The sequence below is a fragment of the Burkholderia cepacia genome, assembly GCF_001718835.1.
Classification (GTDB): domain Bacteria; phylum Pseudomonadota; class Gammaproteobacteria; order Burkholderiales; family Burkholderiaceae; genus Burkholderia; species Burkholderia cepacia_F.
The window spans coordinates 15431-39476 of the sequence record NZ_CP013442.1; the positions used below are offsets into that span (position 1 = coordinate 15431).

Annotated in this window: 20 protein-coding genes; 12 read left to right on the forward strand and 8 right to left on the reverse strand. The window is 66.4% G+C overall.

Annotation, left to right across the window (positions count from 1 at the left end; genetic code table 11):
• Positions 1-120 precede the first annotated feature (120 nt).
• The 8 genes from WT26_RS00075 to WT26_RS00110 all read left to right on the forward strand — a co-directional run bounded on the left by WT26_RS00075 (position 121) and on the right by WT26_RS00110 (position 11411).
• Positions 121-549: a DUF4399 domain-containing protein gene (locus tag WT26_RS00075; protein WP_042585394.1), complete on the forward strand. Its 429-nt coding sequence runs from the start codon at positions 121-123 to the stop codon at positions 547-549.
• 42 nt (positions 550-591) lie between these two features.
• Positions 592-1017 carry a DUF4399 domain-containing protein gene (locus WT26_RS00080; RefSeq protein ID WP_045565985.1) on the forward strand — a complete coding sequence of 142 codons (426 nt, stop codon included), beginning with the start codon at positions 592-594 and terminating at the stop codon, positions 1015-1017.
• A 338-nt stretch (positions 1018-1355) separates the two neighbouring features.
• Positions 1356-2783: an efflux transporter outer membrane subunit gene (locus tag WT26_RS00085; RefSeq protein ID WP_069269694.1), complete on the forward strand. Its 1428-nt coding sequence runs from the start codon at positions 1356-1358 to the stop codon at positions 2781-2783.
• Between the two features lie 191 nt (positions 2784-2974).
• Positions 2975-4840: an FHA domain-containing protein gene (locus WT26_RS38780; protein WP_069269695.1), complete on the forward strand. Its 1866-nt coding sequence runs from the start codon at positions 2975-2977 to the stop codon at positions 4838-4840.
• The gene (locus tag WT26_RS00095; RefSeq protein WP_059529543.1) at positions 4818-6227 is read left to right on the forward strand and encodes an HlyD family efflux transporter periplasmic adaptor subunit; all 1410 of its coding nucleotides are present in this window, start codon (positions 4818-4820) and stop codon (positions 6225-6227) included. The genes WT26_RS38780 and WT26_RS00095 overlap by 23 nt, the downstream gene beginning before the upstream one ends.
• Before the next feature lie 22 nt (positions 6228-6249).
• On the forward strand, positions 6250-7002 hold the full coding sequence (locus WT26_RS00100; RefSeq protein WP_042585396.1) for a peptidylprolyl isomerase: 753 nt from the start codon (positions 6250-6252) through the stop codon (positions 7000-7002).
• An 18-nt stretch (positions 7003-7020) separates the two neighbouring features.
• Positions 7021-10092, forward strand: coding sequence for a peptidase domain-containing ABC transporter (locus WT26_RS00105; protein ID WP_059865616.1), 3072 nt, complete (start codon positions 7021-7023; stop codon positions 10090-10092).
• Positions 10089-11411 (forward strand): sigma-54 interaction domain-containing protein, encoded by a 1323-nt coding sequence (locus tag WT26_RS00110; protein ID WP_069269428.1) that lies wholly within the window; start codon positions 10089-10091, stop codon positions 11409-11411. Before WT26_RS00105 ends, WT26_RS00110 begins: the two co-directional genes overlap by 4 nt.
• Before the next feature lie 25 nt (positions 11412-11436).
• Here the strand turns inward: WT26_RS00110 and WT26_RS00115 are convergent, their stop codons facing one another.
• Positions 11437-12207: a PP2C family protein-serine/threonine phosphatase gene (locus WT26_RS00115; protein WP_059954818.1), complete on the reverse strand. Its 771-nt coding sequence runs from the start codon at positions 12205-12207 to the stop codon at positions 11437-11439.
• Between the two features lie 34 nt (positions 12208-12241).
• Complete coding sequence (locus tag WT26_RS00120) at positions 12242-12526, reverse strand: hypothetical protein (RefSeq protein WP_059805898.1); 285 nt, start codon at positions 12524-12526, stop codon at positions 12242-12244.
• A 480-nt stretch (positions 12527-13006) separates the two neighbouring features.
• On the opposite strand from WT26_RS00120, the gene WT26_RS00125 reads away from it, so the two are divergent.
• A complete protein-coding gene (locus tag WT26_RS00125) occupies positions 13007-13528 on the forward strand; it encodes a lecithin retinol acyltransferase family protein (protein WP_069269429.1) in 522 nt (173 codons plus the stop codon).
• A 42-nt stretch (positions 13529-13570) separates the two neighbouring features.
• A complete protein-coding gene (locus tag WT26_RS00130) occupies positions 13571-13804 on the forward strand; it encodes a hypothetical protein (RefSeq protein ID WP_045565566.1) in 234 nt (77 codons plus the stop codon).
• 39 nt (positions 13805-13843) lie between these two features.
• Here WT26_RS00130 and WT26_RS00135 read toward each other — a convergent pair whose 3' ends face one another.
• On the reverse strand, positions 13844-14062 hold the full coding sequence (locus tag WT26_RS00135) for a hypothetical protein (protein WP_059953271.1): 219 nt from the start codon (positions 14060-14062) through the stop codon (positions 13844-13846).
• A 579-nt stretch (positions 14063-14641) separates the two neighbouring features.
• On the opposite strand from WT26_RS00135, the gene WT26_RS00140 reads away from it, so the two are divergent.
• On the forward strand, positions 14642-16729 hold the full coding sequence (locus WT26_RS00140; protein ID WP_069269430.1) for a serine/threonine protein kinase: 2088 nt from the start codon (positions 14642-14644) through the stop codon (positions 16727-16729).
• A gap of 21 nt (positions 16730-16750) precedes the next feature.
• Here WT26_RS00140 and WT26_RS00145 read toward each other — a convergent pair whose 3' ends face one another.
• The 3 genes from WT26_RS00145 to WT26_RS00155 form a co-directional block, all read right to left on the reverse strand.
• Positions 16751-17209, reverse strand: coding sequence for a (2Fe-2S)-binding protein (locus WT26_RS00145; protein WP_059953273.1), 459 nt, complete (start codon positions 17207-17209; stop codon positions 16751-16753).
• The gene (locus tag WT26_RS00150) at positions 17137-19521 is read right to left on the reverse strand and encodes a xanthine dehydrogenase family protein molybdopterin-binding subunit (protein WP_069269431.1); all 2385 of its coding nucleotides are present in this window, start codon (positions 19519-19521) and stop codon (positions 17137-17139) included. Before WT26_RS00150 ends, WT26_RS00145 begins: the two co-directional genes overlap by 73 nt.
• A 231-nt stretch (positions 19522-19752) precedes the next feature.
• Positions 19753-20013 (reverse strand): hypothetical protein, encoded by a 261-nt coding sequence (locus WT26_RS00155; protein WP_060120485.1) that lies wholly within the window; start codon positions 20011-20013, stop codon positions 19753-19755.
• A gap of 372 nt (positions 20014-20385) precedes the next feature.
• Here WT26_RS00155 and WT26_RS00160 point away from each other — a divergent pair, with 372 nt between their 5' ends.
• Positions 20386-21123, forward strand: a complete 738-nt coding sequence (locus WT26_RS00160) for a BON domain-containing protein (RefSeq protein WP_059529588.1) — start codon at positions 20386-20388, stop codon at positions 21121-21123.
• A 42-nt stretch (positions 21124-21165) separates the two neighbouring features.
• Here the strand turns inward: WT26_RS00160 and WT26_RS00165 are convergent, their stop codons facing one another.
• Both WT26_RS00165 and WT26_RS00170 read right to left on the reverse strand, forming a co-directional pair.
• The gene (locus WT26_RS00165; protein ID WP_069269432.1) at positions 21166-22131 is read right to left on the reverse strand and encodes a hypothetical protein; all 966 of its coding nucleotides are present in this window, start codon (positions 22129-22131) and stop codon (positions 21166-21168) included.
• 205 nt (positions 22132-22336) lie between these two features.
• Positions 22337-24040, reverse strand: a complete 1704-nt coding sequence (locus WT26_RS00170) for a cyclic peptide export ABC transporter (protein ID WP_069269433.1) — start codon at positions 24038-24040, stop codon at positions 22337-22339.
• Positions 24041-24046: the final 6 nt, after the last annotated feature.

Consider the following 24046-nt stretch of genomic DNA (forward strand, 5'->3'; position numbering starts at 1 on the left):
CGAGGGTCTTGCAAAAAAAGCAGACATGCGCGCACGCCTTCCCGTCGATTACGTCCTAAGCTGTTAGACACGCTCCACTGTCCGACGCCGCGCGCCGCCACCAACGCGAGGAGCAATACGATGCGAAGAAGGGCTACGCTGTTGGTCATGGCCGCCACCGTCCTGGCGCCGAGGATCGTATTTGCCGCGGGGCGCACGCCTTCGCCGCCCGGCGCCGAGGCGTACATCATCTGGCCGTCGGACGGTGCAACGATCACGGGCGGCAAGTTCTGGGTGCGCATGGGGCTGCGCAACATGGGCATCTGCCCGAAAGGCATCGAGCGGCCCAACGTGGGCCATCATCATCTGCTCATCGATGCCGATCTCCCGCCGCTGGACCAGCCGATACCGTCGGACCGGAATCACCTCCATTACGGCGCCGGTCAAACCGAGGCGCGCATCGAGCTGCCACCCGGCAAGCACACGCTGCAGATGCTGATGGGCGACCACGATCACGTGCCGCACGATCCGCCAGTGTATTCGAAGAAGATCACGATCACGGTCAAGTAGCGCGGCATGCCGCGCCCGCCGCACGAACCGGAAATTGAAGCCATGAACAAGCTCATCCTCTTCGCCGCTGCCGTGGTGCTGCTATGGACGGGTGCGACGACCGCCGAGACCGGCGCGCATTCCGCGAAGGCCATCGCCTATATCGGATGGCCCAACGATGGCCAGGTGCTGCCGGCCGGACGTCCGTTCCGCGTGTGGTTCGGCTTGCGAGACATGGGTGTCGCGCCGTCGCACGTGCAGTTTCCGAACACGGGCCACCATCACCTGCTGATCGATACGGACCTGCCGCCGCTGGACCAGCCGATTCCGTCCGACCGGAATCACCTGCATTTCGGCGCGGGCGAGACCGAAACCACGCTGGAGCTTCCCCCGGGCAAGCACACGTTGCAGCTGTTGATGGGCGACGCCAACCACGTGCCGCAAAATCCCCCCGTCTATTCGAAGAAGATCACGATCTACGTGAAGTGACGTCGCGCACGTCGAGCCACGGTCGCGTTGCGTGCGCGCGGCGACGCTGTCGCCAATGGCATGAATGGCGCGAGTGTCTGTGCATTCCCGACATGCCGAGCCGGAACTGTCGGCGGCGACCCGTCACGCATCGTTGATCCGCGTGCCGCCAACGCGTCGCCGCCACCACCTTCTTCATCGCCCGGACCCGCATCGGCAATGCCGCCCGGCATGATTCCCGCCGATTCCACGAGCGGCTGGCACAGCCTATGCAGTATGAGATGCGCCGCGTTCCTCCGAAGGAGTCGACCGTGAACACCCGCCTGTCGCCGACCGTCGCGCGCAACCGCCGTGGTCTGATGCGTTCGCTGGCCCGCATGGCCGGTTCCGCCGGCGCATGCGCGGCGTTGCTGTCCGGCTGCATGGATCTGAACATACCCGCGTACCAGCGCCCGGAAATGCCGGCAAAGGCCACGTGGGCGCACGCGCAAGGGCCGGTATCCGCGTCGGACGCGGTCAATCCGGAATGGTGGAAGAGCTTCGACGATCCGACTCTCGACACGCTCATCGACAAGGCCATCGCGGGCAACGTCGACATCAAGGTGCTGGCGGCCCGCATCGGCGTGGCCGGCGCGCAGGTCGGCGAAGTCCAGGCGGGCGCGCTGCCGAGCGTCGACCTCGGCGCGGGCGCGGACTTCGAGAAGAGCACGCATCAGAAGCTGTCGAAGACCTACAACCTCGGCAGCCAGGTGAACTGGGACATCGACGTCTGGGGCAAGGTCGAGAAAGGCGTGCAGGCGCAGAAGGCCGAATTTCACGCGACCGAGGCCGACTGGCGCGCAGGCTACCTGACGCTCGTCGCCGACGTGTCGAGCACGTACTTCCGGATCCTCCAGTTCGACGACCAGATCGAGCAGGAACAGCGCACGCTCGACAAGAACCGGCAGATCCTCGCGATCTACCAGTCGATGTTCGCGAACGGCGTCGCGCCGCAGACGGAAGTGCTGCGGCAAAGCGCGGAGATCAACGGGCTGGCGAACGAGCTGATCGAGCTGCACCGTTCGCGCGACAACGCCGAAAACGCGCTCGCGACGCTGCTGGGCGTGCCGGCCGGCGAATTCAGGATGCCTGCCGGGCATCTGCGGCAGCGCGTCAAGCTGCCGGACGTGCCGATGGGGCTGCCCGCGCAACTGCTCGCGCGCCGGCCGGATGTCGTCGCCGCGCAGTATCGCGTGCTCGAATCGTATGACGAAGTGGGCGCGGCGAAGCTGGCGCAACTGCCGTCGATCAGCCTGACGGGGCGCGGCGGCACCGCGGCGTTCGCGCTGTCGGACCTGTTCAGGGCGTTCACGTTCAGCTTCCTGCCGAGCATCAACCTGCCGATGTTCGACCCGGGCGTGCGCGCGCACATCAAGACGACCGACGCGCAGACGAAGGTCGCCGAGCAGCAGTACCGGCAGACCGTGTTCACCGCGTTCAAGGAGGTGGAAAATGCACTCGTCGATCTCGACGCGCACAAGCGGCAGCGCGTGCAGCTTCAGCAGCAGGGCGAGCGCCTGCGTACCGTCGCCGCGCAGGTCGAGGCACAGCTCAAGGAAGGGCTCGTGTCGCAACTCGAAGTGCTCGAATCGGAACGTTCGGTGGCGTCCGCGGAGCTCGCGCTGCTCGCCAATCATCAGCAGATTCTGAGCGACACGGTCACGCTCTACAAGGCGATCGGCGGCGGCTGGCGCGCGGTCGAAATCTCGAATGCAAGCAGCGAGCCGGCCGGCCACGCGATGCAATGAACACGCCAGTCCTGCGCGGCCGCGCAATCGGCGCCGGCCGATTGACTACCGTCATCGGTCGCCTAAACTTTTTTCACGCGCGTGTCGCCAGGTGCGTTGGCGGCGCGGCTTCACCAGGGTGGTTCGCAAGCGCGTCGCGTTTCCTGCGCCGCGTGCCCATTGGCAGGCGCATGTCGATCGTTGGCCGAATCATGGTTCCAGACGCCGCTCCGATTGCCGAGAAACAGGCCGCGCTCGATCGGCAGTTCGACATCGTGCTCAAGCCGGTTTCCCATCCGGAGCTGGGCGAGATCCGGATCGACAACGCGCTGTTCGCGGTCGGGCGGACGAACACGCCGTTCGCGTCCGCGCGGCCCGAGCTGGTGGCCGACCTGTCGCGCCGACACGCGCGCATCTTCTTCGAAGGCAGCGCGGCTTATGTCGCCGATCTCGGCAGCAAGAACGGGACGGCCGTCAACGGCGTCGACGTCGGCGACAAGCCGCACCTGCTGCGCGACGGCGACGAACTGCGCTTCGCCGGCACGCTGGCGTACCGCGTCGCGTTCATGCCGCGCGCGACGCATCAGCCGGCGCGGCCGGCCGTCGTCACGCTGTCGCCGGAGCGCGGCGATCTCGGCCTGCAACCGGTCATCATTACCGCCTTCCCGTTCCTCGTGAGCAAGACCGACGACACGTTCGCGTGCTACCGGAACGCGTATCCGCATCAGGTGAACTACCTGTCGCGGCGTCACGCGCATATCTACATGCAGGACGGCGACGTCTACGTCGAAGATCTCGGCAGCACGAACGGCACGTTCGTCGACGGCTGGCGGCTCGACGAGCATGCGGTGCCGCTCGGCGACGGCGCGCTGCTCGCGTTCGGCGGCGATCACTTCGTCTATCGCGTCGGCGTGCGGCGCGAGCCGGCACCGGACTCCACGGTGACGGCCGCGTCGCCCGGAACCGGCGCGAATGCGGCCGCCGCGGACGCCGACCGGACGACCTTCGTCGATACCGCGCATTCGTTCCTCGACATCTTCTGCACGGTTCCGGCCGTTCAGCAGGACGACGAAGTCAACCCGCACGCCGCGCATGGCGCCGCCGAAACCGTGCATGATGCGCGCCGCCGGCGCGGCAGGTTCGAAGTCTTCCTGTCGGAGTTGAGCGAGGCGTTCGGCGGCAGCGGGCACGTGAACCTGCGCCGGCTCGGCTGGTGGAGCGGCGGATTGCTCGCCGCGGTCGTCGTGCTGCTCGCGACGCTGTATTTCCAGGACGCGCCGCTGCGCGAGATGCGCGCGCTGCTGGCGCGCGGCGACACCGTGCACGCGGCGCAACTCGCCGACCGCCATCTCGCGAACCATCCGGACGACACGGCGTTCCTCGCGCTGGGCACCGAGGCGCTCGTCCGTTCGACGGTGCCGGACTGGATCGCCGCGATGAACGTGCGCGCATTCGAGCGCGCCCGCGCCGTCGTGCAGGACATGCGCACGCTGGCGCGCCACAACCCCGACGCACGGCCGCTCGTCGACGAAGTCGCGTGGATCGGCGAGCTGCAGGCGTTCGTTGCCGGGCGCGGCGGGCCGGACGCGCCGATCCGCATCTACCGCGACGAAGCGCCGATCAAGGCATTGACCGGCCGCTGGAACGACGACCCGGGCGCGCACCAGCGGCTGCTCGACCGGATTTCGTCATACGTTCCCGCGTTCGCCGTGCCGTATGCCGACGCGCTCAGCCAGGTGCGCAAGCTGCAAACCGACAACTCCGTCTACGTGGCCGCGCTCGAACGGTTGCAGCGCGCGATCGCGTCGGCGCTCGACGACGACCGGCTCGACGGTCTCCCGGCGCTGCTCGCCGATTACGAGCAGCGCTATCCGCGCCTCGGCGGCTTCGACGCGGTGCGCGCCGATCTGCAGCAGTACACGCAGTTCGAGAGCGACGCGCGGGCCGGGCGCGGGCCGGCCGTGCTGGATCGCCTCAGGCAGTTCCGCTTCGCGACGCCGCCGTTCGCCGCGCATGCCGCGACGCTGGAACGGCTCGCTTCCTCGGGAGGGCGCGGTGAAGCTCGACAGTCTCCTTAAGCGCGCGCGGCAGGCGGCGCCGCCGGAGCCGCCGCGCTCGCTCGGCGAGGCGCTGGAGGATCACAGCGCCGAAGGGATCGCGATCCTGACGGCGCGGCCGTGGCGGCTCACGCAGGCGACCATCCTCGCGATGGTCGGGCTCGTCGTGTGTGCGCTGCTGTGGTCGTTCGTCGGCCGCGCCGACGTGATCGTGACCGCGCAGGGCGCGCTCGCGCCGGAGTCGGAGGTGCGCCGCATCTACGCGCCCGTCGACGGCGAGCTGGTGGACATCTACATTGCCGAAGGCCAGCCGGTCGAGAAGAACGACGTGATCGGCCGGATCAACGCGCGCGGCGCGATCGAGGCGGCGACCAACGCGCTCGATGCGCGGCTCAAGCTCGACGACGCGGAGCGCGAATGGAAGCAGTTTCCGGACAAGAAGCAGCTGATGGAGCGCAAGGCCGACGCGCTGAAGCAGCAGATCGAGGTCGAGGAGCACCTGCACCAGAACCGCATTGCCGAAGGCACCAGCAAGCTCGCGCAATCGCAGCGCGCGCAGGTCGACGAAGCGCGCAGCAACATCGACAACGCGCGCCACGCGCTCGATCTCGCGAAGGACGAACAGGACAAGTACGCGCGCCTGTTCGCGCTGCCGGGCGGCGGCGGCGTGTCGCAGAGCCAGGTGGAGCAGAAGCGCAGCGCGTACCTGCAGGCCCAGGACAGCTACCGCGTCGCGCAGGCGCGGCTCACGCAGCTCGAGGCGCAGCAGAGCCACGAGTTCGCGCAGGCGAAGGCGCAACTCGAAGGCAGCGGCGAGACGCTGGCCGGGCTGCGCATCCAGTACGACGCGACGGTGCGCGACATCGCGAACACCGAGGAGAAGCTGCGCCTGCAGGTGCAGACGGCGCGCCTTGCCGCGGATGCCGCCGCGCGCATCCGCTTCGAGAACATCGACAAGGACAATTTCCTGCTCGTGCTGGCGCCCGTGTCCGGCGTGATCACCGATGTGACCACGACGCAGCCCGGCGACAAGATTCTCGCCAACACGCCGCTCGGCAGCATCGCGCCGTCCGATGCGCGGCCGGTGGTGAAGGTCGCGATCGCGGAGCAGGACCGCGCGTTCCTGCACGAAGGCTTGCCGGTGAAGCTCAAGTTCAACGCGTTTCCGTATCAGCGCTACGGCGTGATCGACGGCACGCTCGAATACATCTCGCCGGCGACGAAGCCGCAGGCGCAGACGAAGGAACCCGTCTACGAAGGCCGCGTGGCGCTTGCGCGCGACGCGTACCTGATCGCCGGCACGAAGTATCCGCTGCGCTACGGGATGACGGCCACGGCGGAAATCGTCGTACGCGAGCGGCGGCTGATCGGGTTCGCGCTGGACCCGTTCAGGCAGATCGCGGGCTGATGGACAAGGGAAGGGGAACGAGATGACGGCAATAGTGCGTATCGACGATGACGTGATCGGCACCGACGACTTCATCCGCGTGCTGAAGCTCACCGGGCAGTTCGAGGGCCTCGTCGAACAGCAGGTCCGCGACCGGCTGACGGTGATCGCGGCGAGGAAGATGGGCATGCAGGTGAGCCCGGAGGAAATCCAGGCGCGCGCCGACCAGTTCCGCCGCGTGCGCGGCCTGCACCGCGCCGCGGACATGAACCGCTATCTGGACGTGTTCGGCATCAGTCTCGACGAGTTCGAGCGGTTCATCACGGACACGCTGTACCAGGAGAAGACGTTCGACACGGTGTGCAGCGACGCGGCCGTCGAAGCGTACTTCAAGCTCAATTCGCCGAAGTTCGACAGCATCGAGGTCAGCCACATCGTGCTGGATTCGGAAGGCAAGGCGCGCGAGATGATGGCGACCCTGGAGGACGACCCGGACTGCTTCGGCGACATGGCGCGCGAGCATTCGATCGCCGACACGAGCGAGCGCGGCGGCGTGATCGGCAAGGTGCTGCGCGGCTCGCTGAAGACGGACATCGAGGCCAAGGTGTTCAACGCGCACGTGGGCGACCTGCTCGGGCCGTTCGCGGCGCCCGACGGCTCGTTCTTCGAGATCTTCTCGGTCACCGCGAAACACCCGGCCGCGCTCGACGCCGACGTCGCGTCGGAGGTGCGCCGCCTGCTGCGCGAGGAATGGCTCGCCGAGCGCGCGCAGGAACACATCATCGAGGCACGCTGAACACGGAGAACCGCACCGATGGACGCCCAAGCCCCCGCTCCGGCCAGCACCCCGTCGCTCGCGGCGTTTCTCGCGTCGGTGGAGCCGCTGTCGCTGTTCTCGCGCGACGAACTCGACCGCATGGCCGCGCATGCGCAGGTGCGCACCTACGCGTTCGGCGACACCGTCTGCAACCGCGGCGAACCGGCCGAGGGCCTGTATGTGCTGCGAAGCGGGGCCGTGCGCCTGATCGCCGACGAGCGCGGCAAGGAAACCAGCGTCGGCGTGCGCAAGGAAGGCGAGGTATTCGGCGAAATGGCGATGCTGCGCGACTGCTGGCACGAGGTGTCGGTGCGCGCGTCGAAGAAGACCGAGGTGCTGTGCATCCCGCGCAGCGCGATCGAGCCGATCCTGCGCGACAACCCCGCCGCGCAGGCATTCGTGACGAGCTATGTGGCGATCAGCTCGGCCGGCGGTTTCGTGACGCGGCTGTTCGACCTGCGCGGCAAGCTGACGCGCGCCGAGCTCGAGGAATACGTGTCGAGCGTCGGCGTGAAGCGCGTCGCGGCCGGCAAGGAGATCGTGCGGCAGGGGCCGGGCGGCGACCTGCGGCTGTACGTGGTGCGCCAGGGCGAGGTGAGCGTGTCGTGCCGCGAGGACGGCAACGACTATCCGCTCGCGACGCTCGGCGCAGGCGAGATCTTCGGCGAGCGCGCGTGCCTGCTGCGGCAGGAGCAGGCGGCGACCGTCACCGCCGTCACCGATACGCGCCTGCTCGTCATTCCGGAAAAGACCGTGCACTTCATGCTCGAGCGCAACCCGAAACTGCGCGAGGTGCTCGAGGAGCGCATCCGTTTCGTGGATCAGGAGCTGCAGCGGCAGAAGAAGCTCGCCGAGCGGCGCCGCCACCCGCTGCAGATCGACATCGGCGCCGACGCCGCGTTCGGCGAGCGCATGATCAAGCGTTTCGTGCTGGTCGAGCAGGCGGAGGAAATGGATTGCGGGGCGGCGTGCCTCGCGATGATCTGCCGCCACTACGGCATCGCGATGACGCTCGGCAAGCTGCGCGATCTCGCGAACGTGACGACGCAGGGCGCGACGCTCGACAGTCTCGCGCGCACCGGCGAGGCGGTCGGCTTCGCGACGCGCGGCGTGCAGTGCACGTACGAGGCGCTGCTCGGGTTCGACCTGCCGTTCATCGTGCACTGGGAGGGCTACCACTACGTCGTCGTGTACGGCGTGTCGAAGTCGTGGGTGCGGATCGCCGATCCGGCGCTCGGCTTCAGGAAGCTGAGCGTCGAGGCGTTCGAGCGCGGCTGGAGCGGCACCTGCCTGCTGTTCACCGCGAGCGCGACGGCCGCGCCGCCGGTCGAGTCACGTTCGCCGTGGGTGCGCTTCATCGGCTACCTGCGTCCTTACAGGAAGATTCTCGCGCACCTGTTCCTGGCGACGTTCGTGATCCAGGTGCTCGGCGTCATTCCGCCGCTGATCATCCAGAGCGTGCTGGACGGGGTGATCGTGCACCAGAACGTCAGCCTGCTGCACCTGCTGATTGCCGGGCTCGTCATTTCGCACGTGTTTACCCAGCTGATGACCACGATCCGCGCCCACCTGTCCAACTTCATGGTGCGCAGTCTCGATTTCGCGATGATGTCGCAGTTCTACAAGCACACGATGTCGCTGCCGTATTCGTTCTTCGCGCGCCGCAAGAGCGGCGACGTGTTCGCGCGCTTCCAGGAAAACCAGACGATCCGGGCGTTCCTGACGGAGTCCACCGTGACTACCGCGCTCAATCTCCTGATGATCTTCATCTACTTCACGATCATGTTTCTCTACAACGTGAAGATGACGCTGGTGCTGATCGCCTTCGTGATCCCGATCATGGCGCTCACGGCGCTCGCGACCCCGAAGCTGAAAGGCTATGCGCGCGAGGTGTTTGCCGCGTCCACCGATGCGAAGTCGCTGCTGATGGAGACGCTCGGCGGCGTCGAGACCGTGAAGGGCATGGGCATCGAGCGGTCGGTGCGGCTGAAGTGGGAGCGCAAGTACGCGAAGGCGCTCGACGTCCAGTACCGCGCGCAGGCATTCAATATCCTGGTGGCGCTCGGCGGCCAGCTGCTGAATGCGGCGACCACGATCGTGATCCTGTGGGTCGGCGCGAACCTCGTGCTCGCGCATGAACTCAGCATCGGGCAGCTGATCGCCTTCAATGCGTTCATGGGCAGCGTGCTGGCGCCGCTGATGGGGCTCGTCGGCATGTGGAGCCTGATGAACGACGCGGCGGTGGCGATGGAGCGGCTCGGCGACGTGCTCGACATCGAGCCCGAGCAGCCGCCGTCCGAACTGGCCTCGCGCGTGCTGCTGCCCGACCTGCAGGGCGACATCAGCTTCGACGGCGTGTATTTCCGCTATGGCGGCAACGAAACGCCTTACGTGCTGGAGAACATCAACTGCACGATCAAGCGCGGCGAGATGGTGGCGATCGTCGGGCGCAGCGGTTCGGGGAAAACCACGCTGGCGAAGCTGCTCGTCGGCTTCTATGCGCCGACGGACGGCAAGATCGTGGTGGACGGCTACGACATGAGCGCGATCGACAAGGCTTGCTACCGTGCGCAGATCGGCTACGTGATGCAGTCCAACCTGGTGTTTTCAGGATCGATCGCCGAGAACATCGCATGCGGCGACGCGAGCCCCGACTGGCGCCGCATGGAGGAGGTCGCGCGGATGGCCGACGCGCATGCCTTCATCAGCAAATTGCCGCTCGGCTACGAGCAGGTGGTGGGCGAGCGCGGCGTGGGCCTGTCCGGCGGCCAGATCCAGCGGCTTTGCATCGCGCGCGCGCTGTATCACGACCCGCGCCTGCTCGTGTTCGACGAGGCGACGTCGTCGCTCGACACGCAGTCGGAGAGCAACATCCTCGCGAACATGCACGAGATCCTGCAAGGGCGCACGGCGGTGATCATCGCGCACCGGCTCAGCACCATCATGCGCGCCGACAAGATCCTCGTCCTGTACGAAGGCGCGATCGTCGAACAGGGCTCGCACGACGAGCTGGTCGCCCTCAAGGGCATGTATTACCAGCTCGTGCAGAAACAACTGGGCGCAACATGAAACTCTTCGACCCGCACGGATTCGGCAACTCCGCGATCTCGTATGCCGGCCTGCTCGAGAAGATCGAGATCCTGCGCTCGATGCTGCGCTGGGCGCCCAGGCTCGAGCGCGCGGACATCGAGAAGCTGCTCAACCAGGCGAACGTGCTGCGCGACGAAGTGATGCAGATGTCGCGCAAGGAACGCTTCGTCGAGGCGGCCGTGGCCACGCCGCAGACGTCCGACGCGCCCGACGACGCGACGGAACCGGCCGCGCCTGCGGCGCACCGGCGCCGGCAGGCGCTGATCGAGCGCAGCTTCGTCTTCGAGGGGATCTTCGGCGACAACCCGAAGCTGCTCGCCGCGCTCGAAATCGCCGAAAAGGCCGCACCGACCGATCTGCCCGTGCTGATCGACGGCGAGAGCGGCACTGGCAAGGAGCTGATGGCGAAAGTCATCCACGCGAACGGGGCGCGCGCCGGCCGGCCGTACATCTCGGTGAACTGCGGCGCGATTCCCGACAACCTGCTCGAATCCGAGCTGTTCGGGCATCGGCGCGGCGCTTTCACCGGCGCGTCGAACGATCGCAAGGGCAAGTTCGAGAGCGCGCACACCGGCACGATCTTCCTCGACGAAATCGGCGAGTTGCCGCTGTCGGGGCAGGTCAAGCTGCTGCGCGTGCTGGAATCGCACGAGATCCAGCGGGTCGGCTCGGACGAGCCGATTTCCGTCGATACGCGCATCGTCGCCGCCACCAACAAGAACCTGCGGCAATTGAGCGAACAGGGGCTGTTTCGCGAGGACCTGTTCTACCGCCTGAGCGTCATTCACCTGACGTTGCCGGCGCTGCGCGAGCGTCGCGACGAAATTCCGCTGCTGCTCGCCTACTTCGGCGACGAGGCGGCGGGGGCGCTCAAGCGCAGGCCCGTCAGGACGACGCCGAAGCTGCGCGACTTCCTGCTGACGTACGCGTATCCGGGCAACATCCGCGAACTGCGCAATCTCGTCTACCGTCTGTCGTGCCTGGCCGGCGAGGTCGCGGACATCGAGCACCTGCCCGAGGACATCCGTCCGAAAGCCGCGTCGGCGGTGATTCGTGCGACGGAAGACGGTACGCCGGGCAGGCCGCTGTCGCTCAGCGACGCGAAGCGCGCCGCGAGCGACGAGGCGGAGCGCGCGTTTCTCGAACGCGGGCTGCAGGAGACCGGCGGCACCGTGGCCGAACTGGCGCGCCGTTGCGAGATGAACCGGTCGCACCTGCAGATGCTGCTCAAGAAGCACGGCATCCGTTCGAAAGCGTTTCGTCATCCGGACGGCACGACGCCCGACAAGGACGCGTGAACGCAACGCGCGCCCGCTTGCCGGTTCAGCGTCGCACGGCAGGATTGGCGAGCGTGTGGTCCGACGCATCGGGATCGTCGGCGCGGATCACGACGGCGGTGACGTTGTCGCGTCCGCCCTCGCGCAACGCGAGATCGACGAGCGCGTCCGTGGCGCGCGCGCAGTCGCCGCACGCGAGCGCGGCCGAGATGTCGGCTTCGTCCATCTCGTTGCTCAGGCCGTCGCTGCACAGCAGGAACATGTCGCCGTCGCGCACGTCGATGCGTCGCTCGTCGAGATGCAGCCGCTCGGCGGCGCCGACGGCGCGCGTGATCAGGTGCTGTGAAGGATGATGGCGCGCCTGCTGCGCGCTCAGGTGGCCCTGCGCCTGCAGTTCCGCGACGTGGCTGTGATCGAGCGTGAGCTGCGTCAGGTGCGCGTCGCGGTACAGGTAGATCCGGCTGTCGCCGGCCCAGAGCCAGCCGCATTGACGGCCGCTCGCGAGCAGCACCGCCACCGTGCTGCCGATCATGCGTACGCCGCGCTGGGCCGCCGATTCGCGCAAGCGAGCGTTGACGGTATCGAGCGCGGCGCGCGCGGCGTCGATGAAGTCCGCCAGCGTGACCGGGGCGGCCAGCTGTTCCAGCGCACGCACGATGGTCCGGCTCGCGAGGTCGCCGGCCGAATGGCCGCCCATGCCGTCCGCAACGGCCCACAGGCCACGCTGCGGCAACGCGAGGCAGTCGTCTTCGTTGATCTCGCGAACCCGGCCAACGTCAGTGCGTGAAGCCGAAGTCCATTGCAGTTCTGCGCTCACGGCGCGCCATTCCTTTCATTAGCGTGAACAGCCACTAGGCGAGCCGGTTCCTGCCGTCCGCGCCGACGCCGACCACGATGTTCGCGCCGGCCGCCGAGTTCGTGACGTCGATGTTCTGGATCTGGTTGAGAACCTGGTTCGCGTAGAACGTGTTGTACGTCTGATAGAGATTGACGACGGGCCCGAACGCCGGAGCCGGCGGCGCGTAGGGCTGGATCCAGCCGAATACCCACGGCGCGCCGGCGCCGCGGATGAACGACATCGTCTTGCGGTCGATGTCGCGCTGCATGTGAAGGTCGGTAATCGCGAGCGAGGTCATGATGCGTCTCCGAATGGGGGCTGGCCGACGGACCGGTACCCGATACGTGCAAACCTCGTGCCATGCATGACGCAACCCGCATGCGCTGCCCGGGCGCGTGCGTCGATCCGGCGAGCGCCGCACGCGGCAAGGCACCGCGTGATCGACACGCGCTGCTTGCATGCTAGTGCGTCGCGGCCCGGTCCTGCAATGGTCGTGCGCAGGCCAACAGTTGCGCGCGCCGACGTCGCCGCGAAACCGACACCTGCGCCGGCGGACGCGGACGGCTGTCCGGCGCGCCAACTGGTGCGGTCGCACCAACGAAATCCCCGTCGAATGGTTGGCCGCGCGACGACAGCGCGGCGCCCGGCGCGCCGCGCGTTTCCCGTCACGCCTGGCGCGACGGGCTCCGGATGACTGGCACGCCTGATGCAGGTTAGTTGGCAACCGGCTAACCCTTCGGCAACACGGGCGGCCGCCAACCCGCAGATGGAGCCAGTCATGGAACGCGACCTTCAACCAGTGAACAGCGCAGTGTCCCGCACGGCCGCTGGTGCTGCTCAAGGGATCGTGCACGCGGCACTGCCGATCGGCGCGCACCTGGTTTCCGATCGCGCCGGCTACAGCCATCACGGCATCCATGTCGGCGGCGGGCGCGTCGTCCACTACGCGGGGCTTTGCGCGTCGCTGCATCGCGGCCCGATCGAGGAAGTCACGCTCGAACGTTTCGCCGCCGGTCACGCGGTGCGCATCGTGCCGCATCCGCACGCGGCCTACGCGGGGCATGCCGCGGTGCTGCGCGCGCGCTCCCGCCTTGGCGAAAACCACTACCGCCTGCTGACGAATAACTGCGAGCACTTCTGCACGTGGTGCGTGGAAGGCACGGGCCACAGCGAGCAGGTTCGCACGTGCGTCATGCATCCGCGCACGGCGCTTCGATTCGCGCTGTCCTTCTGCCGCGCGGTGATCGTGGCGCGGCGGGCAGGCGGACGGTGTGCGGCGGCCGCGATTGCAGCCGCATGAGTGACGTCCCGACGCGTTCGACATCGCCACCAGGGGGGTGAAATGAACGGAACCGGATCATCCCTGCGCATGCAGGTCGACAAGTGGCTCGCGCCGAGCGCGTTCGTGCCGGCACGCGTCGTGCGTTTCAGCCGCATGGCTGCGCAACGGCGTCGCTATGTCTGCGTCGAGGCCGCGCATCCGGCCGGCACGATCGCGATCTTCTTCTTTCGTCACGACGACGGCTCATGGTGCGTGTTCCCGCCGGCCGACCGGCGGCTCGCGATGACGATGTGAGCGGCCCGACCGTGCGCGCCGAGCCCAGGGGGTTGTCGATCAACGCAACAGCGTCGGACGCGCGCGGGATGGTACTGCGTCGGCCGCCGGCGCACGCGTCGAGGCAGCGTCTTGTGCGTCGGTGTGAAGAAACGGGAAAGTCCGCGGCGCGAGCATCGTCTGATGCGCGCGGACCATCGCGCCGCCCGTGATGGCGGCCATCGCCTGCCGGTCGAGGTCGACGCTTTCGGGAAGATCGTTGATGACGAGTACGCCCATGGTTGGCTCCGCGAAATCGGATGGGGGGAAGGGCAGCCGCGCGGCATCATGCGATGTGCCGGCGTGCCGGGTTTCTGTCCAGTATAGGTTTCGCCGCACAGGAGCGCGCACTCTGCCCTAGGGTCTGTTTACATACGGAACGCGCATGCGTTGCCACGAGAACGGCCGCTCGCGAGGCGCGCGACGCCGCGAATACTGACGTATTCGCAAGGAGCGCAACGCGGCGAGCGGCCGTTCTCGTGGCAACCCCTAATTAAAAAATTCATTCCAGGGGAATGCCCGAAATCGCCCGCATGGCGGCGTCGCGCGTCGCTTGTTTGGCTCGGCCAAACGGCGCTCCTTCCTCCTTGCCCTGCGGGCGATTTCGGGCATTCGCATGTACGTTCCGTATGTAAACAGACCCTAGTCCCGGCACTGATTGCACAGGGCATTGGCGCAGACTAGTATGATTTGTTAGACATCCTGTCGGAAGGCCGGCGGCCGGTGCGGCGCGCAGCCGAATTCGTCTGACGATGGCGTGGTGGCGCCGCGAGGCGCCGAAGCGGGTCGGCAAGCTGAAGCTGAGTAGACGGCATACGAATGATGAGCTTTACGCAGCTGATTCAAACCTTCCAGAGCGGGGCGCTGTCGCGGGACGCGTTCTTCTCGGAGATCGACCGGGTGCTGGCGACCGACCAGGTCGATTGCGCGCAGCTGCGCGAAGTGCTCGACCAGACGCAAACCACGCAGCCGCTGTCGGACGAGATCTACGCGGAAGTGCTGACGCGCATCGAACGGTGTCGCGACAAGACGGCATCCGCCGGCGACGCAACCCGGGTCCAGGAGAGCCCGCTTCACGCGGAGGTTCGTCCGGGTACCCCGCCCGGGCCGTCGAGCGGCGCAACGTTCGTCGACGGCGAGCGCGTGAAAGGCATCGGCGATACGCTGAACGGGCGCTTCGTGCTGGAGGAGTGCCTCGGTGTCGGCGGGATGGGCACCGTGTACAAGGCGCTCGACCTCCGCAAGCTGGAGGCGTCGGATCGCAAGCCGCACATCGCGATCAAGGTGCTCAACGTGCAGTTTCGCGGCCAGCCGACGTCGCTGATCGCGCTTCAGCGTGAAGCCCGCAAGGCGCAGACGCTCGCCCATCGCAACATCGTCACCGTCTACGACTTCGATCGGGACGGCCCGCTCGTCTACCTCACGATGGAGTATCTGTCGGGCAAGCCGCTCAGCAAGGTGCTGCGTGCGCCGGGCTTTGCGGGCATGCCGCTCGATGCCGCATTGCCGATCATCGCCGGGATGGGGCAGGCGCTGGCGTATGCGCACGAACGCGGCTTCGTCCATTGCGATTTCAAGCCCGCCAATGTGTTCCTCACCGACCGGGGCGAAGTGAAGGTGATCGACTTCGGGATTGCCCGCGCGTTCCAGCGGCGCGACGAGGACCCCGACGTGACCGTGTTCGACCCGGCGAGCCTCGGCGGCATCACGCCGGCCTATGCGAGCCCGGAGATGTTCGAGCATCTCGAACCGGACCCGCGCGACGACGTCTACGCGCTCGCGTGCGTCACCTACGAATTGCTGACCGGACGCCATCCGTTCGATCGGCTGTCGGCCACCCAGGCGCGTCATGACCACTTGCGGCCCGCGCGCCCGCCCGGCCTCGATCGCACGCAATGGCGAACCTTGAGCGCCGCGTTGTCGTTCGACCGTGCGACGCGCACGCCCGGCGTCACCCCGTTCCTGGAGGGCATGGGCGTGTTCAAGCGCCGTACGCCGGCATCGGGCGCGCGCGTCGGGGTGGCCGTGGGCGCTTGCGCGCTGGCGGCGATCGCCGCGCTCTGGTACGGCTACCACGCGCTTTCGCGCAGCGGCGAAAGGCATGCCGCAGCGGACACGCTCGCGCAGGCGCCTGCAAACGGAGGGAATGCCGCGAAGACGGGCGCCGGAGCCGGCAGCGCGCCCGCGGCCGCCGTCCCTGCCGCTGCCAGCGCGCCGTCGCCGCCGCCGGCGATTTCGCTGGCGTCCGTGATGGCTGTGCTGGCGCGCATCCCGTGTTCGGCGCTGGATGCCTCCGTGCAGGATCACGTGCTGCAGGTGCGGGGGTATGTGGAATCCGGTGTCGGTGTCGCGCGGGTGCGCACTGCGCTCGGCGGCATGCCGGGCGGGCAGGCGGCGAATCTCGACGTGCGTCCGATCGATGCCCACAATTGCGAGGTCGTGACCGCGCTCGCGCCGTACTGGCGATCGAATCGGGCGTCGCCGCACACCGCGTCGATCCGCACGCGCGCGCCCGATGCGCGTCTCACGGAAGGCAACCCGCTGGTCATCGACATCACGACACCCGGTTACGACTCGTACGTGAACGTCGACTATTACGTGCTGAACGGGAGCGTCGTGCATCTCGTGCCGAGCAGCCACGCACGCGATAACCAGGCGCCGCCGAATTACTCCGCCACGATCGGCAGCATGGGCGACTGGGTGATCGGCAAGCCTTTCGGGACCGAGCTGATCGTGCTCCTCGTCACGCCGGCGCCGTTGTTCGACGGGATGCGCCCGCCCTCCGAGCCGCGCGCCGCCTATCTCGCGGCAATCGATCGACAGTTGAAGCAGTTCGAGGCTAAATACGGCGCGGGGCGCATCGCCGCCGATTTCGTCCAGATCACGACGCACGCGAGCGGCAACTGATCGGGCGGATTCATCCGTATATCAACGGCCTACCGACTCCGCCGCCTTGTGAATGGCCTTGCGGATGCGGGGAAACGTGCCGCACCGGCATGCGATGTTCTTCATCGCCTCGTCGATCTGGCGGTCGTCGGGGCGCGGGCAGCGCATGAGCAGGGCCGTGGCGGCGACCAGCTGGGCGCTCTGGCAATAACCGCATTGCACGACGTCGACGGCGAGCCACGCGTCCTTCAGCGCCCGCGCTTCAGCGCTGTCGAGTCCTTCGACGGTCGTGATGCGCGCGCCGTTCAGCGTGCCGACCGGGATCTGGCAGGCCGGCACGGCCTGATCGTTCAGCAGCACCGTGCAGGCGCCGCAGATCCCGACGCCGCAGCCGAACTTCGTGCCGGTCAGCTTCCGTTCGCACCGAATCACCCAGAGCAGCGGGGTGTCGGGTTCGGAATCGACGTGAGCGGTCTCCCCGTTGATACGGACTGACACCATCGGTCGTCTCCTGGCTGGGGCGGGGGTGGTTTGACGAGCGGCAGCGTGCGATGGCGCACGCCCGTGAGCGCATACAGCGCATTCGCCACGGCCGCTGCAATCGGCGGCGTGCCCGCTTCGCCGACGCCGTGCGGTTCGGTCCCGCCTGTCATGACTTGCGTGACGATCTCGGGACACGTTTCCATGTTGACCAGCGGGTAGCTGTCGAAATAATGCTGCGCGACCTGTCCGTTCTCGATCGTGATCGCCTGCTCGAGCGCGGCCGACAACCCGAAGATGATCCCGCTTTCCATCTGCTGCTCGACGAGGTTCGGATTCACGGCCAGCCCGCAGTCGATCACGCAGAACACGCGCGTCACGCGAAAGCCGTCACCTTCCTGCCGCACTTCGGCGACTTGCGCGACCACGCTGCCGAACGCTTCGTGCATCGCAATGCCGCGCGCGCGCCGCGCGCCGGTCTCGTCGCGCCATGCCGGCGGCGAACGCCAGCCGGACAGCGCGACGAGCGCCCGCAGCACGGCCGCATGGCGCTGGTGCGCCGACTGCTTCAGCATGTCGAGGCGAAACCGGATCGGGTCTTTCCGTGCGAGCACGGCCATCTCGTCGATGAAGCTCTCGACGAAGAACGCCTGATGCGCGTGCCCGACGGAGCGCCAGTAGCCGACCGGAACCGGGAGCGCCACCGTATTGTGCTGGACGTGAACGTTGTCGCATTCATAGGGCTGGTCGAACGCGCCTTCCGCCGTGGTGGCGTCGGGCAGCAGCTTCGCCGCGATGCCCGGCATGCCGAAGGTGCGGGGCATCGCCTGCGCGCTGACCGACTGGCTCGCCGATATGCCCTTCCATGCGACCAGCCGGCCGCTCGCATCGATTGCACCGCTGTATCTCGCCACGCAGGCCGGGCGGTAGAAGTCGTGCGTCATGTCCTGCGGGCGCGACCAGATCGTCTGCACGGGCCGCCCCTTCGCATGGCGTGCGATGGCGGCGGCCTGCGCGATGAAGTCGACTTCGAGCCGGCGGCCGAATGCCCCGCCGATCAATTGCTGATTCACGACCACCTTGTCTTCTTCGAGACCCAGCAGCGCCGCGACCGCCTTGCGCGCCAGCATCGGAATCTGCGTGCCGACCCAGATCGTCGCCGCGTCGTCGTCGACCCGCACCGTGCAATTCATGGGTTCCAGCGGCCCGTGAGCCAGATAGGGTGCTTCGTACTGCGCGACGAACGGCTTCGCGCGGCTCAGCACGGCATCGGCGTCGCCGGCGGCGTAGAACACGTAGCGGCCCGCGTCGCCGTCGAGGGCGCGCGTCAACGCCGCGCGGACATCCGCGGAATTCACGCCGGCGGCCGGCCCGTGGTCCCAGGTGACCGACAACTGGCACAACGTCCGCATCGCGATGAACGGATTGTCCGCAATGACGGCAACGCCTCCCGTTCCGCCGTGGTATGGGTCGACCCTGAAGATGCCCGTCACGCCTTTCAGGCTGGCGACCCTGTGCTGGTCGAAATCCAGCGCCCTTCCGCCGAGTGTCGGACACATCGTGACGCTCGCATACAGGAGCGGGTCCGGAAGCGCATCGATGCCGAAACGCGCACTGCCGTCGAGCTTCGTGCGCGCCTCGATGCGGCCCAGCCGTTTGCCGACGAGCGTGAACGTCTTCGGGTTCTTGAGATCGACGTGCGTCGGGCGCGGCGCGTCGCGCGCGAGCTGGACGAGTTCGCCATACGTCGCCGAGCGTCCCGATCGATGCAGCACCCGGCCGGCGTTCGTCTCGCATTCCGCGACGGGCACGCCCCAAAGCTTCGCCGCGGCGCCGCGCAGCATGACGCGGGCCGTGGCGCCCGCCTCGCGCATGGGCCCCCACAGATCGATCATGCTCGTCGAGCCTCCCGTCGCCATCGAACCCGCATAGCGTGCAGCGCGGTGCGCCAGCGCCTCCATGCCGCGAGCGAGCAGGCTGTCGTCATCGGGGCGAAACGGCAGGCCCTCGGCGAGCGTTTCACGGTCCTTGTAGATCGTGTCGAGCGGGGACATGACGATGCGGACCCGGGACCAGTCCGCATCGAGCTCTTCCGCCAGCAGCATGGCCGCGCCCGTATGGACGCCCTGGCCCATTTCGGCTTTGCTCATGACGATCGTCACGTCGTTAGCGGAACTGATCATCACCCAGCCGTTCAACGGCACGTCGACGCGCGACATCGCCAGCTGTGCAGGTGTCGCGAGCCGGTCGTCGGGACGCCGCCATGCCCAGCCGATCGCCAGCACGCCCGCCGCGCCCGCACTGCCCAACAGGAAGGTTCTGCGCTTCAACATGATGTGGCCTGTCGACATGTGGCGATCGAGTCCTTGCAGCCGCAGTCACCTATATTAGTCACTGGCATCGGCGACTGAGAACCTGAATGTGGTTTGACCATGCAAGAAAGCCCGCCAACGGAGAACGGCTTGGCGGGCTTCAACGCCGCGAGGACAAACTCGCGGCGGTCTGGAGCGCTTCGGTACAACGCGATCGAATACGGCTGCCACGGCGACGAAGCAGGGTGGAACTTACAGGCCCAGCTTCCCGATGACCTTGCCGCCGAGGTTGTCGATCGTGTTGGTCACGCTGGTGAGATCCAGGTGCGTCGATGCATCGACCTGCGTCACCGGGGCGGTAATGGTACTGGGGCTCGCGAACGAGAATCCGCCGCCAGTTTCGATGGCGTTGACGCCGAAGTTCTGGAACACGCTGCCACCGCTGACGGAAGCCATTTCCTTGCGGCTGAGTTCGTGGGCACGGGACAGGTCGTTGATCATCAGTGCGGACATGATAAATCTCCTTGAGTTTGCTGCGGTTTGGGAAAGAGCACTTTTCGTCGCGCTCGCAGCAACAAACGCATGGGGCGTGCCAGGGCCGGCTCATGTGCGCACGGGCGTCGCGCAACCTCATGAAAACAAACAACATTTAATCTTGTCGCCGCCATTTCACATGGCCCGCCGGGCAGGATTGAAGAATCACGATGTCTGGTTTTCCCAAACCATTTCCCCGGCGGCTGTTTCCTCTCACCCAACAGGAAAAGGGCGTGGTGCCGGCGGCACGGTTCCTATAATTGACGATACAGCGCCCGCCGGGTGCAGCAGGCACCTGTTCAGTCCGGGACCGACGGCGCTGCTTCATTCAACCTTTGCGCGAGGCAGATCATGCAACGCAGCGACATGGTCTTGAAGCAGGTGATGGCGGCCTTTGAACACGAATCTCACCTGAAGCTACACCATCATCCCATTCACATGAGTTTTGACGGCCACGCGTTGACCGTGTCGGGCGAGGTGCCGGATATCGCATCGAAGAAGCGCCTGCTCGCGCTGACCCAGACGTATGGCGGCGGGATGCCGCTGGTCGATCAGCTCCGCGTGGCGGCCAATCCGCCGATCGGTGACGGCGAGCTGCGCACGCGCATCTGCGAGCGGCTCGCGCAGGCGGTCGATTTCCGCAACTGCGTGATTTGCGCACGCGTCAAAGGGCAGCTCGAGGTGCTGCGCGGCACCATGGATCAGGCCGGCAACGAGGGCAGCGGCGCGATCGAGGTGACGGTCGAGAATGGCGTCGTGAGGCTGACGGGGCAGGTGATCAGCCTGTCGCACCGGCGCCTCGCAGGCGTGATCGCGTGGTGGACAGGCGGCTGCCGCGATGTGGAGAACCTGCTGGAACTGGTGCCCGCAGAAGCCGACGGCGACGAGGAGATTTCCGAAGTGATGCATCTCGTGCTGGAGACGGACCCCCGAGTGCGGGCCGACCAGATCACCGTCAGCGTGAAGAATCATCAGATCACGCTGGCGGGCTGGGTCCCGACCGATGCGGAACGGCTGATGGCCGAACAGGACGCTTGGTGCCTCGATGCGATCGCGGGTGTCGTGAATCGCATCGAAGTGAGGGCGTGATGCCGCGGCGTCGGGGTGGGCAGGAGGCGGCGCCGGCACGCGTCATTCGCGTTTGAAATAGGCCACGTCCTTGTCGCGGCCCAGCGCGGCCGCAATGGCCAGCGGGTTCAGGCGGCGCACCACGTCGGGCTCGCCCGGAACGGTGGCCTTCGCGCCGATTGTCGAAAGATCCACGGATGCGTTGAAGCTGACGAAGCGGAAGCCGTAATCCGGGTCGTTCGCGATCAGCGCTTCGACTTTCTTCAGGATGTCCGGCGGGATCTGCGCGTCCTCGAGCACGACTTCGGCGCGGGACGGGCTGGTGTGTTCGCGTTCGGCACGCGCGAAGAACAGATCGACGTCGCCGTGCATTAGCGCGGATTCCTTGGTCAGGCCGGCCTTGAGCATCGCGTCCGCGCCAGTCTTGCACTGGTCGAGAAAGCGCTGAAGGATGTCCTTGGGCGGCCTGGCATTGGCGGCCTGCCAGTCGTCGACCGATCTGGCCAGCATGTTCAGCCAGTCGGTTTCACGCTCGACACCGAAGAGCGGATAGAGCCGCGTGCTGTATCGCGGGCAGACGACGGACGCCGGCACGAAACGCACGTCGTAGTTCGATTGTCCCCAGGCCAGTTCGTCCTGGCTGTAGCGGGGCTCCTTGATCGAATCGACGAGGGACCGTTTGATCCAGGTCGTGGTGGTGTCGTGCGTGTCGTCGAATTGCCGGCTGTCGAGCGTGAAGGTGGGGCTCAGGATCAGCGCGAGCAGAAAGCACGCGATCCAGGCCAGCGCTTGCACGGGCACGGGCGGTCTGGGGCGGTCCTGCACGATGCGCTGGGTGGTGACGTACCAGATGGGCAGGGTGGCGAAGAACACGCAGCCGCCCAGACAGGCCATCGCGAGAATGTGGTTGAATGCGCCGACGATCAGCATCGCCAGGCCGATCCATCCGGGCCAGCGCAGCAGCGTGCGCCGCGACGCGGCGCGCCAGTTGAGGAGGTCCTGGACGGGAGTGGGGGAGTCTGTCGTCATGCGTGTTCTTGTCGTGATTGTCTATCGGGCCGGCCTGCTCGGTTTCCGGCGCGACGCGCGTCATCGTCGGATGAAGACGGACGATACGTCGCGCCGAGCGGAAACAGCGGCATTCTATCTCGACCACGAAACCCACGCCGCCCGCACTCGAGACGACCGTTGCGGGTTTGACCAAGCGGGCCTCACGGGTTGACCCGCCGCCAGCTCACCCCGCGACTGTCGATCGGACGTCATTCATGGCCGTATCCGAGAAAATGCGGCCGCTATCCAGGCGAATGACGCGATCGGCCAGTTTGAAATACTGATCGTCGTGGGTAATGATGATCACGCATTTCCCACGGGATTTCAGATCGGGAACCAGCACCTCATAGAAGAATCGCTTGAACACCGGGTCTTGATCGGCCGCCCATTCGTCCAGGATATAGATCGGACGATCCTCGATGTACGCGCAAAGCAGCGCCAGTCTTTTGCGCTGCCCCGTCGACAAGGCCTTGGTCGTCGAGTAGGTCTTGCCGTGAATCTCGATCTTGTCGGCCAGCTTCAGGGTTTCAAGATACTTTTGGGCAAGTTCGATGCGCGTATTTTTCTGGTCCGGACCGATGATGCGATTGAACAGATGGAAATCGGTAAACACGGCGGAAAACAGATTCCGGTACCGTTCCCTCGAATCGTCGTCGATCACTTTCCCGTCAAGGGCGATATGGCCTTCGGTCGGCGCGTAGAGGCCGCTGAGTATCTTGGCCAACGTGCTCTTGCCGCTGCCGTTGCCGCCGATCACATAGACGAGCTCCCCCGCATGAATCGTCATGTTGATGGGGCCAAGCACGAAGTCGGACGACGACTCATGGTCGTGGTAATTCATCTTCACGTCCTTCAACTCGATGCGTCGCCACGACTCCGTCGGTGAGGATTCCGTTGCGCCCGGATGGCGAAGTTTTCCGGGCGAGTCTTGCGTGTCATCGATCAGGAAACCGAATTCCGCCAGCCGGGCGAGCGCGGTCTTGCCTTCGGCCATGATCGGCAGAATATTGATCAGCATGGTCAAGGGCCCCATCATGTAAAGCACGGCCAGAATGCTCGCCGTGAGTACGGAGGGGTCGACGACGCCGAGCGAAGGGACGCCGAACAGCAAAGATCCGAGCAGGACCGCCACGGTGATCTGACCGATGCTGTCGCCGCTCATGAACCAGAAGCGTTCGATGTAGTTGTACCCCGCGACGCGCCGCGACGACAGTTCGATCGCCGCCTTGGTAAACCAGCGTTGTCTGGCCCGGTTGAGCTTGAGTTCCTTGATGCCGAACACGAGGCTATGCGTGTACTCATTGAACTGGACGAACTCGTCACGCACTCTTTCAGTGAAATCGACGGCCCTCCGGTAGAAAGACAGATAGAGCACCAGGCCGGCGATCGTCAGGATCATCGTCGAAGCAAAAACGACCCACGAGAGATAGGCCAGATAGACGATGCTGCATATCAGGACGACGGATTGAACGATGATCGTCGGGATGGTGAGCAGTGTCTGGCTCAGCTGCGGAATGTCTTGCGTCAGCATGGTCAGGACATTGGGCGCGCCGCGTCTGTCGATTTCCTCCAGTGGGGTCGCGAGGATCCTCTTGCACAGGTTGACGCGCAGTCTCGTCATCACTTTCATGCAGACGTAGGACGGCATCACGGCGGCCGCGCTCCTGCAGAACACCGCAATGCCGTTCACCGCGATGAAGATCAGCAACAGCGTCTGTCGATCGTTCTGGTCATGAAGCACCCTGCTGATCAAACCGACGCCCACGATCGACGCGATGCCGCTGATGAGGCCGGTCAGGACCGTGCCTAAAGTCAGCCAGGGATGACTGCGCCACATCAGGGTGACGGCCGAATGCCACGGCGGCGATTGGTTTTGAGCGAAGTCCATTTGTCG